Origin of the sequence: Streptomyces sp. NPDC059455 (genome assembly GCF_042750115.1) — a bacterium.
In the GTDB taxonomy this organism is placed as follows: domain Bacteria; phylum Actinomycetota; class Actinomycetes; order Streptomycetales; family Streptomycetaceae; genus Streptomyces; species Streptomyces endocoffeicus.
In genome coordinates this window covers 5,897-20,973 of sequence record NZ_JBHYVB010000053.1, presented here as the reverse complement: position 1 = coordinate 20,973, position 15,077 = coordinate 5,897, and the positions used below count along the sequence as shown (strand labels likewise).

15 protein-coding genes are annotated in these 15,077 nt (G+C 71.6%); 12 read left to right on the top strand and 3 right to left on the bottom strand.

Going from position 1 to position 15,077, the window contains the following annotated elements; all coding sequences use genetic code 11:
• Positions 1-13: 13 nt before the first annotated feature.
• Entirely contained in the window at positions 14-856 is an 843-nt protein-coding gene (locus ACFXB5_RS20500) for a BTAD domain-containing putative transcriptional regulator (protein WP_385209750.1), read from the bottom strand.
• 175 nt (positions 857-1,031) lie between these two features.
• Positions 1,032-1,229: a hypothetical protein gene (locus ACFXB5_RS20495; RefSeq protein ID WP_385209747.1), complete on the bottom strand. Its 198-nt coding sequence runs from the start codon at positions 1,227-1,229 to the stop codon at positions 1,032-1,034.
• A 180-nt stretch (positions 1,230-1,409) separates the two neighbouring features.
• On the opposite strand from ACFXB5_RS20495, the gene ACFXB5_RS20490 reads away from it, so the two are divergent.
• From ACFXB5_RS20490 to ACFXB5_RS20435, 12 genes are read left to right on the top strand one after another with little or no spacing between them, the layout of a single operon-like run.
• A complete protein-coding gene (locus tag ACFXB5_RS20490; RefSeq protein WP_275560165.1) occupies positions 1,410-1,988 on the top strand; it encodes a DUF4255 domain-containing protein in 579 nt (192 codons plus the stop codon).
• A complete protein-coding gene (locus ACFXB5_RS20485) occupies positions 1,985-2,710 on the top strand; it encodes a carboxypeptidase-like regulatory domain-containing protein (protein WP_385209744.1) in 726 nt (241 codons plus the stop codon). The genes ACFXB5_RS20490 and ACFXB5_RS20485 overlap by 4 nt, the downstream gene beginning before the upstream one ends.
• Positions 2,711-2,720: 10 nt before the next feature.
• Entirely contained in the window at positions 2,721-4,985 is a 2,265-nt protein-coding gene (locus tag ACFXB5_RS20480; RefSeq protein WP_385209741.1) for a phage tail sheath family protein, read from the top strand.
• A 19-nt stretch (positions 4,986-5,004) separates the two neighbouring features.
• Positions 5,005-5,460 carry a phage tail protein gene (locus ACFXB5_RS20475; RefSeq protein ID WP_201847538.1) on the top strand — a complete coding sequence of 152 codons (456 nt, stop codon included), beginning with the start codon at positions 5,005-5,007 and terminating at the stop codon, positions 5,458-5,460.
• A gap of 1 nt (position 5,461) precedes the next feature.
• The gene (locus tag ACFXB5_RS20470; RefSeq protein WP_385209738.1) at positions 5,462-6,955 is read left to right on the top strand and encodes a phage tail sheath family protein; all 1,494 of its coding nucleotides are present in this window, start codon (positions 5,462-5,464) and stop codon (positions 6,953-6,955) included.
• On the top strand, positions 6,952-7,470 hold the full coding sequence (locus ACFXB5_RS20465; RefSeq protein ID WP_020865982.1) for a phage tail protein: 519 nt from the start codon (positions 6,952-6,954) through the stop codon (positions 7,468-7,470). Before ACFXB5_RS20470 ends, ACFXB5_RS20465 begins: the two co-directional genes overlap by 4 nt.
• A 14-nt stretch (positions 7,471-7,484) precedes the next feature.
• The gene (locus ACFXB5_RS20460; RefSeq protein WP_385209735.1) at positions 7,485-7,661 is read left to right on the top strand and encodes a putative phage tail protein; all 177 of its coding nucleotides are present in this window, start codon (positions 7,485-7,487) and stop codon (positions 7,659-7,661) included.
• Positions 7,658-8,329 carry a LysM peptidoglycan-binding domain-containing protein gene (locus ACFXB5_RS20455; protein ID WP_201847530.1) on the top strand — a complete coding sequence of 224 codons (672 nt, stop codon included), beginning with the start codon at positions 7,658-7,660 and terminating at the stop codon, positions 8,327-8,329. The genes ACFXB5_RS20460 and ACFXB5_RS20455 overlap by 4 nt, the downstream gene beginning before the upstream one ends.
• Positions 8,330-8,339: 10 nt before the next feature.
• The gene (locus tag ACFXB5_RS20450; protein ID WP_210947401.1) at positions 8,340-9,521 is read left to right on the top strand and encodes a phage late control D family protein; all 1,182 of its coding nucleotides are present in this window, start codon (positions 8,340-8,342) and stop codon (positions 9,519-9,521) included.
• 2 nt (positions 9,522-9,523) lie between these two features.
• Positions 9,524-10,219, top strand: a complete 696-nt coding sequence (locus ACFXB5_RS20445) for a phage baseplate assembly protein V (RefSeq protein WP_385209732.1) — start codon at positions 9,524-9,526, stop codon at positions 10,217-10,219.
• Positions 10,216-10,638: a GPW/gp25 family protein gene (locus ACFXB5_RS20440; RefSeq protein WP_385209729.1), complete on the top strand. Its 423-nt coding sequence runs from the start codon at positions 10,216-10,218 to the stop codon at positions 10,636-10,638. Before ACFXB5_RS20445 ends, ACFXB5_RS20440 begins: the two co-directional genes overlap by 4 nt.
• Positions 10,635-12,584 carry a putative baseplate assembly protein gene (locus ACFXB5_RS20435; RefSeq protein WP_385209726.1) on the top strand — a complete coding sequence of 650 codons (1,950 nt, stop codon included), beginning with the start codon at positions 10,635-10,637 and terminating at the stop codon, positions 12,582-12,584. The genes ACFXB5_RS20440 and ACFXB5_RS20435 overlap by 4 nt, the downstream gene beginning before the upstream one ends.
• 151 nt (positions 12,585-12,735) lie before the next feature.
• On the opposite strand, the gene ACFXB5_RS20430 is transcribed toward ACFXB5_RS20435, so the two are convergent.
• Positions 12,736-14,916: a glycoside hydrolase family 95-like protein gene (locus ACFXB5_RS20430; protein WP_385209723.1), complete on the bottom strand. Its 2,181-nt coding sequence runs from the start codon at positions 14,914-14,916 to the stop codon at positions 12,736-12,738.
• Positions 14,917-15,077 lie beyond the last annotated feature (161 nt).

The window sequence follows — 15,077 nt, the reverse complement described above, 5'->3', positions numbered from 1 at the left end:
GCAAACCCCTTCGTCACGCGGGCACGGTGCCGGCCGGGGCCGAGGTGTCCGTGCCCTGCGCCGGAACCTCGCTCGCGGGATGGCAGACGATCCGACGTGTCGGGAGCTCCGGAGCGGCGCCCCCGCCCTCGGAGTGAGCCGGTATGCCGGCGTCCCCGCCCCCGGAGTGAGCCGGCACCAGGTTCCTCAGCGTCTGGGAGGGCTCCAGGCCCAGCTCCTCGAGCAGCACCCGGCGGCATTGCTCGTACTGCCGCAGCGCCGCGCCCCTGTTGCCGGCGGCGAGATGCGCGTTCATGAGCACGCGATGAGCACTCTCCCGCAGGGGTTCCGCGCGTACGGCGGCGAGTCCGGCGGCGACGGCCTCGCCATGGCGGCCCACCGCCGTCAGCCGCTCGGTCATCGCCTCCAGGGCATACAGCCGGAGTTCATGGTATTGCTCCTGCTCGACCAGCACCCACTCGTTCTCCGACCACTCCGGTAGGAGATCGGCCGAGAGATCCTCCCGGGTCTGCGCGGTGAGGATGTCATCGCACGGGCGCGACATATCGAGCAGCCGGTGCGCGCGCGTCGCCGCCACGTGGATATCCACGTCGATGTGTTTGCAGATCGCCAGTTCCTGCGTGGACGCGTCGATGACCTGATGCCCCGTGCGCGTGGCGCGCCATAACGACGACCGGAGATTGGCGTTGGCGCGGGAGGCCGTGACGTCCGGCCACAGCATTCCGGCCACATAGGTCCGGCTGCGCGGCATGTTCTGCAGGGCGAGGAACGCGAGGAGGCGTTGGGCGCTGGAGGATATGGGAACGCGATTCTGATCGACCGACAACGCGAAACTCTTGAGCAGTCTCAACGTCATGACGTGGCCTTCTGTGCTCATCGGCCCCCCGGGGCGATATTGGCTCCAGCGACCCATCCCGTGCGTCCCGTCGGGATGCCCTAAAGCCATGTTACGAGCAGATCATGATCGTGTGTCCGGTCTTCCGGCCAAAGGACGCTATATGGCAGGCCATCACCGGAACGTCGCGGCAACGTCACCTCTCCGGCTCGAGCAACTGGTCGAGCCAGGCGCGCACGGCGGTGAGCACATCGTCGACCGCGCTCACCGCGGTGGGGGCTGTCTGATGCCCGTCCCCGGTCGGCACGATGCGCGCACGGAATCCATCCGGCCTGCCGCCTTCCACCCAGACCCGGAGGATCAGGACACCGGTCCGTTCTGAGGGGATTTCCATGAAAGGACAATATGCTCGTCGGTGTCACCTCGGCGTTGTCGATGTGTGTCCGGGTTCGTCATCGGCGGCCACGAAAACGGACCGGTGACGTTCGTGTGATGTGCGTATCGCGGTCCGGCCACGCCGGTCCCGGCATCCTCTCGGAGCACGCTTTCGAGCGCGGAGAGGGGGAGCATTCGCATGGGCGACTTCGGCGTCATCGCCGACGTCTCCACGGTCATCGTGGACAGCCTGACCCAGTCCCTGCGCGGGCTCAGCCAGGTGGAACCGCCGATCGCGGAACTCAACGACCTCTCCGAGACGGTCCAGACACCACCGCCCAAACTCACGGTGTTCCTCTACGAGATCGCCGAGGACCCCACCTCGCGCAACCGGCCGCCGGTGCGCTCCCAGCCACCCGACCCACCGACCACCCGCAAGCCGCCGATGGCCCTGCTGCTCCGCTACCTGGTCACCCCCTGGGGCGGTGACCAGGCAACCCAGCACCGGATGCTCGGACGGGCCCTCCAGACGTTCTACGACGACGCGATCCTGGACGGCGCACAGCTGTCCGGCAGCCTGGCGGCGAGCACCGACGCGCTCCACCTCAGCCTGACCCCGCTGACCTTGGACCAGAAGTCCTGGGTCTGGTACGCGATTCAGAAGCCGTACCGGCTGTCGCTCAACTACGAGGTCCGCGTGGTCAACCTGGACTCCGCCGTCGAGACGCCGGTCCACCCGGTGCACAGCCGGGTCATCAGCGGGGCGGGGCTGCCATGAGCCGCTTCCTGCCGCTGGAGCGGTCGACGCTCTACAGCCCGGCCTGGTTCATACCCTTCGACGACTACGCCCGGCGGGTGCGCGCCGCCGGGGTCACCGTCCAGCTGGACCGCTACGACGACGGCGACTGGCTGCCGCTGGACGACACGGCGGTGCGCACCCCCAGCGCCGCCTTCGTCTATCCGGGTCTTGGCCGGTGCGCCGAGCCGTGGGCGGCCCGGCCGCGGCGCCACCGGGCGCGCTTCACGGCCCCCGGCTACCAGCCGCTGTACCCGGCCGACGGCCGGCCGTTCTCGGCGGACCTGGTGGGCGTCGAGTTCCTGGTGCACCCGTATGACGACGGCCACCCGCCGCCGGTGGTGACCGAGCCCCGGCTGGTCCGGCTGCTGCCGAGCGTCTCCTTCCCCTACCCGCCGGGACTGCGCACGGTGCACGGCGTCGTGGTCGACGCGGCCACGAGGGCGCCGATCGCCAATGCGCTGGTGGAGGCCGGGGGGCAGACCAGCCGGGACCTGACGCCATGGCATGAGCGCACCCTGTCCGACGCCGCGGGCGCCTTCCGGCTGGCCCTGCGGTGGGAGGGCGAGAAGGCCGACGAGCACGCCGTCGAGGAGACATTCCGACTGCAGGCCACCGAGCGGCCGGGCCGGTCCGGATCGCTGGTCGTGCGGCTGCCCCAGGACACCGAGCGCCGGCACGTCATAGAGATCCGCGAGAGTTAAGGAGCCGTCCATGGCGGAGTATCTGAGCCCCGGGGTCTACATCGAGGAGATCGATGCGGGCCCACGGCCGATCGCGGGGGTGAGCACCAGTACGGCCGGAATGGCCGGGGTCACCGTGCGCGGTCCGTACACCGGCAAGCCCAAACTGGTCACCAACTTCCTGGAGTTCCAGAACACCTTCGGTGGATTCCTCCGCGAGCCGGACCCGCTGATCCGGGACACCTGGGCGAACGACCCGGCGGAAGGCGGCCGTTGGTGGCTGTTCCCGCTGGCCGTCAAGGGGTTCTTCGACAACGGCGGCCAGCGGCTGTACATCAAGCGGGTCGCCAGCAAGCAGGCCGGCCCGTCCTCGGGCGTGCTGGGCCACGGCCTGGTGAGCCCGGTCGCCGGTGATGCCGCCAAGGGCGCCACCCGCCTGGAACTCGGCCATCTGATCGGGTTCTCCGGCGTCGGGCAGCAGATCCAGATCTTCCGCGGCGACGACCAGCAGTCGATCCACACCGCCGGTGTCGCCGCCTATGACGCCACCACCCACCGGATCGAGCTGGACGCCCAGCTGCCAGCCGAGGTCAGGGCGGGCCGCGGCGACTACGTCCAGATCGGGACGCGCAGCGCTGAGCAGACACTGGAGTTCGCCGCCGTCAGCCCCGGTTCGTGGGGCGACGCGGTGCAGGTGCGGATCCAGCCGATGGCCTCGGCCGCGCTGCCGGTGCTGCCGGATCCGCAGGAGGGCGGGCTGTTCGTCACGCGGCTGGCCGCGGACGCCGCCGCCGACAGCGAGACGGTCGAGGTCGCCGCGGTGACCGGGCTCGACCCCGACGAACTGCCGTCCGACGTGTGGGTGCAGATCGGCACCGGCCGCTTCAAGGTCCAGGTGAGCCAGCCGGCGGACGGGAAGGTCACCCTGACCCTGCCGTCCGGCGCGACCCATGAGGCGTGGCGCGGTGGACTGCTGGTGCGCCGGGTGCGCCGGGGCAACACCTCGGCGGGGACAACGCTGCGGGTCGGCGGGGCGAGCCGGCTCTACGAAGGCGCCGTCGTGCAGCTCGACGACGGCACCCATCTGACCATCCGCACCGTCGAATCGGTCGCCGCGGACGTGGTCACCCTCGACGGAAACGTGCCGGGGACGCTGTTCGAGACCGATCGGGTGCAACTGATCGAGGCGCAGGTCGACGCCCGGTTCACCGACCCGTCCGGAGCCGTGGAGACCGAGACCCACCGCAACCTCCGGCTCACCGGCGACACACCGGCCAGCCTGGTGACCACCCTGGCCGGCCGCTCCCGGCTGGTGCGGGCGACGGCGCTGGGCGCCCTGTCCACCGATCCGACGAAGTTCCCCCTGCCCGCCGTCGGATCCTGGCTGAAGCTGGGATACGGGGACGACGCCTACGGGAGTCTGAGCGTGGCCGACTTCGTCGGCGAGGACGGCGGCAGCGGCAAGCGCACCGGGATCGCCGCGCTGGAGGACATCGACGAGGTGGCCGTCTGCGCCGTGCCGGGCATGTGGTCGGGGACGGTCGAATCGGCCCTGGTCACCCACTGCGAGCTGCTCAAGGACCGGTTCGCGATCCTCGATCCGCAGGACGGCCTGGACATCGAGGACGTCCAGGCGTTCCGCGAGCGGTTCGACACCAAGTACGCCGCGCTCTACCACCCGTGGCTGGTCACCCGCGACCTGTCGGCGGGCCGTGACGTCGAGGTGCCGCCCTCGGGCCACATGGCCGGGATCTACGCGCGCGTGGATGTGGAGCGGGGAGTGCACAAGGCACCGGCCAACGCGGTCATCCGGGGCATCCGGCTGACCGACGGCATCGCCCAGGACATCACCAAGCGCCACCAGGACGTGCTCAACCCCAAGGGCGTCAACGCGCTCCGGTTCTTCCCCGGACTCGGCCACCGGGTCTGGGGCGCGCGCACGCTCTCCTCGGACAGCTCGTGGAAGTACGTCAATGTCCGGCGGCTGTTCCTCTATCTGGAGGAGTCGATCGAGGAGGGCACCCAGTGGGTGGTGTTCGAGCCGAACGACGAGGCGCTGTGGTCCCTGGTCCGCCAGACGGTCACGAACTTCCTCACCACGGTGTGGCGCACCGGCGCGCTCGCCGGCACCACCGCCGACGAGGCGTTCTTCGTCGCCTGTGACCGCACCACGATGACCGAGGACGACCTCGCCAACGGTCGGCTCATCTGTGTCGTCGGCGTCGCGCCGGTCTTCCCGGCGGAGTTCGTGATCTTCCGGATCCAGCAGAAGACCCGCGAGACCCAACTCGCCTGAGAGCCCGAGGGAGTCCACCATGCCGCCCGTGACCAGGGACGATCCATACGCGTCCTATAACTTCAAGATCTTCGTGTTCAACGTCAGCGACGACGGGCTCGCGGTGAGCGGGTCCTTCACCGAGGCGAGCGGGCTGGAGCTGGAGATCCCGCCGATCGAGTACCGCAACGGGAGCGAGGACATCACCGTCCGCAAGATCCCGGGGCTGAAGAAGTTCACCAACCTCACCTTCAAGCGCGGCATCACCGGCCACGCCGCCTTCTGGAAGTGGGTGGCCGACGCGCTCAACGGCACGGTGAAGCGCACCCACGGCTCGATCGTGCTGTGCGACGAGAACCGCAACGACGTGGTGCGCTGGAACTTCGACCGCGGCTGGCCCACCAAGTACACCGGCCCGACGCTGAGCGCCACCAAGAACGAGATCGCCATGGAGACGCTCGTCCTGGCGGTCGAGAAGCTGGAGATCGAAACCTGACATGGCAGGCGATGCGCTCCCCGGAGTATCCCTCGCGTTCGCGCCACGCGGCTCCGACACCGAGCCGCTGCGCACCGACGTGGCGGCGTTCCTGGGCCGGCTCCGCCGCGGCCCGGTCGGCACTCCCGTGCGCGTGGAGAGCTGGAACGACGTCGTGGGCACCTTCGGGCCGCCGGAGGGCGCCTTCGCCACCCCGTACGCACTGCGCGGCTTCTTCGAGAACGGCGGCCGCACCGCCTGGGTGCTCCGGGTGTCCGGGCCGGCCTCCACGGCCCGGACGGCGTGGACGGTCGGGCCGCTGAGCGGATGGGACGCCACGAGCTACCAGGTGGTGGCCACCAGCCCCGGAGCCTGGGCCAACGGCGGGCGCGTCGCCATCCGTTACCAGGCCAGCACCGTCGCCGGACCGCCCACCGTGGGCATCCGGATCATGATGCCCGGCGAGCCGCCCGAGACCTTTCCCGGGCTGCCGCTCGCCGGCCTGGCCGACCGGCTCACCGGATCCCGCTACCTCCGGCTGGTCCCGGACGGGCCGCCACCGCCACCGGGGCGGTCCGGCCCGATCTCGATGTCCTGGGACCTGACGCTCGCGGGCGGCGCCGACGCCGCGCCCACCCGCGGGGCGTACTCGGACGCCGTGACCGTACAGGCCGAACTGCCCGAACCGGCGCTGGTGGCGCTGCCGGACCTGGGCACGGACCTGTCCGGTGCCGCGCATACCGACGCGGTGCTCGAACTGCTGCGGAGCGTGCAGCCGTCGCACGACCGTCTCGCCGTTCTGGACGTGCCGCCCGCGCTGTCCTCAGTGGACCAGGTGGTCGACTGGGTCGGTTCCCTGGCGGCCACCGGCGACAGCCAGTTGCTCGGCTGCGCCGCCGTCTACCATCCGCCGCTGCGCACCCCCGACGGGCAGGACCTGCCCACCGTCCCGGCGTCCGGGCACGTCCTGGGCGTCATCGCCCGCCTCGACGGCGAGCGCGGGGCGCACCACACGCCCGCGAACGCGGTGATCCTGGAGGCGGTCGACCTCGCCACCGAATACCCCGAGCCACAGCAGGTCCGGCTGTTCGACGCGGGGATCGACCTGATCCGGTGCACCCGCGGGCGGGGGCTGATGGTGTGGGGCGGGCGCACCCTGTCCGCCGACCCGGGCACCCGCTACATCGCCCACCGCCGGCTGGTGCATCTGCTGGTGCGCGCGATCCGGCGGGCGGCGAGCCCGCTGGTGTTCGACGTCAACTCGGCCGAGCTGCGGCTGACGTTGGTACGGGCGCTCACCTCCGTGCTCCTGTCGGCCTTCCGGGCCGGGGCGCTCGCCGGCGCCCGGCCCGAGCAGGCGTTCCGGGTGGTGTGCGACGACACCAACAACCCGCCCGAGCAGGACCCGGGGCAACTGGTCTGCGAGATCGAGGTGGCCCCGGCCGTCCCCATGGAGTTCATCCGGCTGCGTCTCGTACTCGGCCAGGACCGAGGTCTGGAGGTGATCGAGGCATGAGCCTGGATCCGCTGCCCAAATACCGCTTCCTGGTCACCCTCGACCCCGGCGACGCGTATCTGCCCGCCGCGCAGGCGCTGCTGCTGCCACTGGCCGCCTCCGGCGCGTTCCAGGAGGTCACCGGGCTCGGCGCGCAGCTCGAGGTGACGAGCTACCCGGAAGGCGGGCGCAACGACTCGGTCCACCAACTGCCGCTGCGCCACTCATGGAACCGGATCACCCTCAAGCGTGGTGTGGTGCGCGACCCGGGGCTGTGGTCCTGGTACCAGGCCGGGCTCGCCGACTCGCTGGGCGCCCGCCGCGACGGCGCGGTGATCGTGCTCGGCCCGGACGGGGTGCCAGGTGCGGCCTGGGCCTTCCACGGCGGGCTCGCCGCCAAGTGGACCGGCCCGGACCTGCACGGGGAGCAGAACGCGATCGCCATCGAGTCGCTGGAGATCGCGCACGAGGGGCTGACGAAGGTCCTGCAGGACGCCGCGGCGAGCGCCTTGCCGCGCCAGATCCAAGGGAGGTGACCGAGGTGCCGAAGGTGACCATTCACCACCTCGAGGTCCGGTTCCAGGTGGACGGCGACGACGGCGCCGTGTTCACCCGCCTGTTCAACCAGCACATCCAGGCGTGGGCGAAGTTGTACGAGGACCAGTGCGCACGCGCCAAACACACTGAGGTGGAACGGCGCTTCGGTGACGCGGAGGGCAGTTCATGAGTGTGACGCCCGTGTCCTTCGCGCGGCAGGGGGCCGCCCGGGCCCGGCTGGAGATCGTCCGGCCGGTGATCGCCGACGAGCGGCAGCGGCGGATCCCGCTGCGGTTCAACCCCACCGACTACAAGCTGAGCAAGAGCAACACGTTCGCCGAGATCACCATCCCCGGCCTGGAGACACCGCCCCTGCAGTACGTCCGCGGCGGCACCGAGACCCTCACCGTGCAGGCGCTGGTGGACACCTCCGACACTCTGGAGAACGTACGGAAGGCCTACGTCAACGCGGTGCGCAACCTGCTGCGGCCCGACAGCCGCGAACACGCGCCACCGGTCGTCCGGTTCGTCTGGGACGAGGAGGTCTTCACCGGCGTGGTGGAGAAGCTGGATGTCAACTACCAGCTGTTCCGCCCGGATGGTGTGCCGCTGCGGGCCATGCTGGACCTCTCGCTCAAGGAGTTCCGCACGGCCGCCGCGCAGGTCGCCGAGACGCCGCGCTCGTCGCCCACGGTGGAGAAGAGCTATGTGGTGCGCCGCGGCGACACCCTCAGCTCCATCTCCGCCGCGCTGTACCGGCGGCCCGACGCCTGGCGGGAGCTGGCGCGCGCCAATGGCATCAGCGACCCACGGGACCTGCGGCCGGGCCGGGTGCTGACCGTGCCCCGGCTGGCGTGAGGAGCGCGCGATGAGCACCCCCACCCCCGAGGTCGCCTCGCCCGACCGGTACGCGCCCGAGTTCGATGTGCGCATCGAGGGCCTGGAGATGGACCCGTCCACCAAGAACGACATCATCGACATCAAGGTGAACCGGGACATCGACGAGCTGTCCGGCTTCGATCTCACCCTGAACAACTGGGACGACGCCAATCTGCGGTTCAAGCACAGCGATTCGCCGCGCTTCCGGCTCGGCGGCCGGGTCTCGGTCCGGCTCGGCTACGCCGACAAACTGCTCACCGTCGCCACCGGGACCATCTCCACGCTCAGCCCGAAGTTCACCGACGGCGCGTCGCCCACCGTCCAGGTCAGCGGCGTGGACGGGCTGCTGCGGCTCAAGGACCGCAAGCCCACCGAGAACGAGACCAAGATCTACCGCAATCTGCCGGACTGGCGCATCGCCGAGCAGATCGCCCAGCGCAACCACCTGCGCATCGAGGTCACCCGGGAAGGGCCCACCCATGACGTGGTGGTGCAGAAGAACCAGGACGACGCGACGTTCCTGCTGGAGCGGGCCAAGCGGCTGGACTTCGACTGTTACATCCTGCCGGACGCGAAGACCGGCGAGGACACGCTGTACTTCACCAAGCCGACCGACGGCCGCGACGGCCGCCCGATCCGGCTGTACCGGCTGGCGTACGCGCCCGGGCTGAGCACCGGCCCCACCGGCCGGCCCGAGGGGCTGGTCCCCAACCTGATGGAGTTCACCCCGACGCTGACCGTCTCCCAGCAGGTCAGCAAGGTCACCGTGCGCGGCTGGGACCCCCGTACCAAACAGCCGATCGCCTTCACCGCGACCGCCGAGAACCTCCCGGCCGGGCAGAACACGGCCGACGGGCAGAGCGGGCCGCAGGTCGCCGAGTCCACCCTGCAGGGCCGCCAGGAGGTCGTGGTGGACGCTCCGGTCGGCAGCGACCAGGAGGCCCGCGAACTGGCGATCAGCCTGCTGCGCGAGCGGGCCTACGAGTTCATCACCGCGACCGGCAAGGTGGCGGGCCTGCCCGAGCTGCGGCCCGGCGACAACCTGGAGATCTACGGCCTCGGCCACCGTTTCTCGGGCACCTACTTCGTCAAGCGGGTCGAGCACACCCTCAACACCAGTGGTTTCTTCACCCAGTTCACCGGACGGCGGATCCATCAGGGGGACCAGTGACCATGAGGGGCACGCCACGCGCCCGCTCCACCGACAAGCGCTACTACGGCGTGGTCGAGGCGCTCGTGGTGGAGAACGAGGGCGACGACGAGGGGCAGGTCAAGCTGAAGTTCCCGTGGTTCGACGACACCACGGTCACCGACTGGGTCCGGGTCAGCCAGCTCTACGCGGGAGGTGGCTACGGCTCGGTGTTCGTTCCCGAGAAGGGCGATGAGGTGCTCGTCGCCTTCGTCCACGGGGATATGCGGTACCCGATCGTGCTGGGCGGCCTCTACAACGGCGAGGACAAGCCGCCGACCGCCCGCACCGAAGGCCGCGACCAGAAGATCATCCGGACCCGGCACGGCCATGAGGTGCTCCTGGACGACACCCAGTCCAAGGCCGCCGTACGGATCACCTCCGCCGCCGGACATGTGGTGGAGCTGGACGACCAGGGCAAGGCGATCCGCATCACCGCCGCCGAGGGCGGCAGCGTCACCGTGACCGCGCAGGGCGAGATCACCCTCAAGGCGCCGAAGCTGACGGTCGATTCCCCCTCCATCGACCTCGGCGGCGGTGCCACCGAACCGCTCGTGCTCGGCCACGCGCTGCTCCAGGCGTTCAACACCCACACCCACCCCTCCGCCGCCGGGCCCACCGGCCCGCCGGCCCCGCCGCTCACCCCCGCCGTGCTGGCGAAGAAGGCGAGGACGGAATGAGCGAGGAGTTCCTCGGAACCGGCTGGCGGTTCCCGATCCTGCCCGACGCGTCCGGGCGGCTCGGATACGCCGTCGGCGAGGAGAGCATCGAGCACTGTCTGCGGGCGCTGCTCCTCACCGGCACCGGCGAGCGGGTCATGCGGCCCGAACTGGGCACCCGGGCACAGGAGTTGGTGTTCGCGCCCGGGAGTGTGCAGAACCTGCGCGACCTGGAGCAGTCGATCGCCGTCGCCGTCCGCGACCATGAGCCGCGGGTGGAACTGGAGGAGGTCCGCGCGGAGGCCGACCCGGCCGACGAGTCGCGGATCACCGTCTCGGTCGTGTACCGCATCCGGCGCAGCAACACCAAGGCGAACCTGGTGTTCCCGTTCTACACCGGGCTCACCGGACTCACGGGCCTCACCGGGGGCACACCATGACCCTGCCCCCGCCGAAGCTGGACGACCTCACCTGGGCCGACATGATGGCGGCCATCCGTCGCCGGATCCCCGCCGAGTCCGACGGCACCTGGACGCTGCACGCGCCCGTCGACCCCGGCGTCACCCTCCTCGAACTCTTCGCCTACCTGCTCGAACAGCGGCTGTACTGGCTCGACCAGGTGCCGGACGCGCTCGTGGTCGCCATACTGCGGCTGCTCGGCCTCGAACCGCCGCGCCCCGCCCGCCCCGCCGCCACCGTGCTGCGCCTCGCCGCCCGGCAGGAGGGCGCCGCGGTCCCGCTCGTCCCCGCCGGGACGGCGCTCACCCGGGACCCCACCGGGCAGGTGGTCTTCACCCTCGACGACGATCTGGCCGTGCCGCCGCTCGCCGAGGGCGGTGAGGTCACCGTGTGGACCGACCGCGACCGCACGGCGGATCTGCGGGCCCGGCGCGGCATCGCGCTGCTGGCGAGCGATGGCACCCCGGCACAGGTACGGTTCACCCTGCCGCTCACCGGGGACCACCCCGCGCCCGGCCCGATCGGGCTGCTCGTCGAGCTGGACGCGCCCGCCGCGTCCGCGCCGTCGTGGCTGCCCGGCGCGGTCGCCGACGTACCGCCGCCCGCCGAGCTGACCTGGTCGTGGTTCCGGCCGGGCACGGACATCTCCGGTGCGTATCAGATGGTCGAGGACGGCACGGGCGGGCTCAGACGGTCCGGTGTCGTCCGGCTCCACCCCCCGGCCGACTGGACGACGCGGGACACCGGGCTCCTGGTGTCCACCCCGGCCGCCACCTACGCGGCCCCGCCCCGTCTGCTCCAACTCGCCGTCAACGCCGCCGCGGCACGCCACTGCCGGCATCACACCGTGAGCGGCGACGACCTCCAGGACCAGATCGGCGCCTGGCTCCGGCTGCCCGGGCAGCATCTCGTCCTGCCGGACGCCGCCGACCGCCTCCTCGAGGCGACGCTGCGCCTGGCGGGCCAGGAGTGGCGGCCGGCCCCGGACTTCACCTTCGGCTCCCCGGCCGACCGGATCTTCGTGCTCGACCGGGCCGAGGGCGCGCTGGTGTTCGGCGACGGACTCACCGGGCGCATCCCCCACCCGGATCCGGACGCGCACATCGACTACGTGACCGGCGGCGGCCGGACCGGCAACGGCGGCATGACCGGCAACTGGCTGCCGGCCCAGGACCTTCCGGGAGCGGTCTCGGCCGCCAACCTCGTACGCGCCGAAGGCGGCACCGACCCCGAGACCATCACCGAGGCGCGCCGCCGCGCCGCCGACTCCCTGGGGGAGGTGACCCGCGCGGTCACCGCCGAGGACTACGCCACCCTGGCGCGTGCGACACCGGGCGTCGCCATCGCCCGCGCCTACCCGGCCGTCGGCGCGCACCCCGGCTTCCCGTGCGCCACGGTGCCCGGCGCGGTGACCGTCCATATCGTCCCGGCCGCGCCCCGCGACGACCTCACCCGCGAGGACTTCGTGGCCGCGCCGCTCCCCGACCCCGGGATGCTGCGCGCGGCCGCCGCCCACCTCGAACAGGCGCGGCTGCTCACCTCCGAGGTCTTCGTCCGCGCGCCCCGCTACCGCGAGGTGACGCTGCGCGTGGCCCTGTCGGGCGATCCGGCGGACGTCACCCGCGTGTCCACCGCGCTCACCGCCGCGCTGCGCCGTTTCCTCGACCCGCTCGTGGGTGGTGAGGACCAGGACGGCTGGCCGTTCGGACAGCCGCTGCGGCCCTCGGCCCTGCTGCGGGCCGCACAGCGGGCGCTGGGCGACCTCGCGGACATCGCCGCGGTGGCGATCGGCCTCGACGGGGTGGACCCGGACGGGACTTTCGAGGAGTGCGACGAGGTGCCGCTCGGCGCGGGGGAGCTTCCCGTCCTGCGGGCGGTCCACACCCGGATCGTGCCCGCCGTCGAACCGGGGGAGGGGCTGGTATGACCGGCGAGGTGTGGTGGGAGAGGGACGCGCGGGAACGGGAGCGCGAGGACGGGCGGATCGTGTCCGGCCCCGGCCCGACCGGTGTCCAGCCCGAACTGGTCGACGCCACCCGCGAGGCCGTCCGCGCCGATGTCCGCGGCCGGATCGCGGGCTACACCCCGGACTGGACCGACCCCGACCGGCAGGACGCCGGTGTCGCCCTCGTCCGCCTCTTCGGCACCCAGACCGAACCCGTACTCGGCCGTGTCAACCGGCTGCCGGAGAAGGTCCTGGCCGAACACCTGGCGACGGCGGGGGGGGGGCGCCCGCGGGGGGTTGCGGGGCCGCCCGCGTCGGCGGGGGGGCCCTCCTGGCCGGGGGGGTCGCCGCGGGCGGTGATGATCGCCTCCTGGCCCCTGGTGAGCGCGATCCGTATCGTTCCCGTGCCCACGGTCTCGTACGGCAGCCGCCGCCCGCGCCCGTCCCGCACCTCGATGGGCCCGTCCAGGGAGTGCCGTACGACACAGGGCGCGCCCGCCTCGCTGCGCAGCCGCACCCAGCGGGTCCGGCCGTCCTCGCGGGCGGCGCTCAGTAGGAAGGCGCCCTGGGTGCGGAAGTCGTGGACCATCAGTTCACGCCAGGCGGTGGGCAGCGCGGGGAAGATCCGGATCACCCCGCCCCAGCTCTGGCACACCATGTCGTGCAGCGACTGCGCGGCGGACAGCGGTGTCTCGATGACCGGGCCGGACTCCTTGTACATGGTGTTCGGCTGGATGAAGCGGCTCATCAGCTCGCCCAGGTACTTCAACGCGTCCTCACCACGCCCCATCTGCGCGGACATCGAGGCGGCGCCGGTGAAGGTGTAGCCCTGGAGCGCGCCCTCGAAGCCGACCCAGTGGTTGAGGGAGGTCTCGATCAGCTCGCGCTTGGCGGGGTCCTCCCAGGTGACCTCGTACAGCGGATAGACGGCGAGCATATGGGAGTAGTGGCGGTGGGACTTGGCGAAGGGCACGCCCGCGCCGATCATGAAGCCGTTCTCGTCGACGGGGTACGGGGTGAGCTTGGCCAGCACCTCCCGCCAGCGCGGTGCGGAGGGGTCCTTGACGCCGAGGATCCGGGCCGAGTCCAGGAGGGTGGCGCAGCCCCAGCGCAGCAGCATCAGGTCGTAGTTGCAGTCGGGCGCGTTGACGCCGTACTCCGGCGAGAAGGTGGCGGGCAGATGCAGCTTGCCGTCGCTGCCGGGGGTGAGGAAGTGGAGGTAGTAGGCGATGGCCTTGCGCAGCAGCGGATAGACCACCTCGCGCAGCACCGACTCGTCCATGGTGTGGCGGTAGGTCAGCCACACGTTGTGCAGTGCCCAGGTGAGGTTGCCGACCTCGGGGGTGGGCGGGTCCTGGCCGGGGATGCCGACCGCGAAGCCGCCGTTGGCCACCGCGCCGCCGTTGACCAGATGGATGTCGGTGGTGCGGGGGATGCCCGCCGAGTCCTTGCGGTACGGGGCGTCGAGCTGGTTGGAGAGGTTGTCGCGGAATTCGCCGAGCGCCCGTGTCACCGCGTCGAGTTCGAGGTGGTTGGAGCCGTGGATCAGCCAGTACTCCAGCTGCACATTGAGGTTCCACCAGGTGGCGGGCCACGGGGTGGACTCCAGCCAGGGCCCCGAGGTGGCCATCACGGGGGCGTCGGCACGCGCGGCCGCGGCCACCTTGTACAGCTGGATCCAGTAGAAGCGCTGGAGCCGGGCGTCGGGGAGGGAGAGGAAGCTCTTCCGGTAGTAGGCGTGCCACCAGGCGCGATGGGTGGGCGCGAGGGCGTCGTAGGGGAGCGCCGAGGCGGACCCGATGTCCTTCAGGGCGCGGTCGCGCGCGGTCCGCTTGGGGTGGGAGTGGGCCACGGTGACGTACAGCGTCCGCCGTCCGGCGCGGGTCCGCTCCCGCCAGGCCGTCACATGCTGTCCGCCGGCGAGCAGCGGCTGCACGGCGGCCTGGACGCCGTGGTGGTCCTCGACGACGGCCGGGGGGTTGCCGGTGTAGCCGTCGGGCACCGGTTTGAAGTCGACCCGCGGGCTGATGGCCTCGGCGGGGTGGAACACCCAGCGGAACGCGGCCTCACCGGAGGTCGGGGTCACCTCGATCGCCATGACGGAGCGTGAGTTGTGCACCAGGGCGCGGAGGGTGAGCGTGCCCTTGTCGGTGGTGATGGTCCCGGTCAGCTCGGCGTCGCGCAGCCGCAGCCGCCAGTCGACGGCGGTGATGGCACCGACCGGCTCCAGGGTGAAGTACCCGATGGGCAGCCGCGCGAGCCCGAAGAGGGAGCCGAACTCCGGCCGGTGGTCCTGGACCTCGCTGTGCTGCACATTGAAGCGCACCGCGTTGGCGCCGCCCCGGGGGGGGGTTTTTGCCCCGGCCCCCCCGGGGGTGCCCCGGGAGGGGGCCCCCGGCCCCGGGCGCCGGCGGGGTATGCACCACCACGGGGGGGGGGGGGGGGGCCGGGTCGACTCCGACGGCGGCCGCCCCC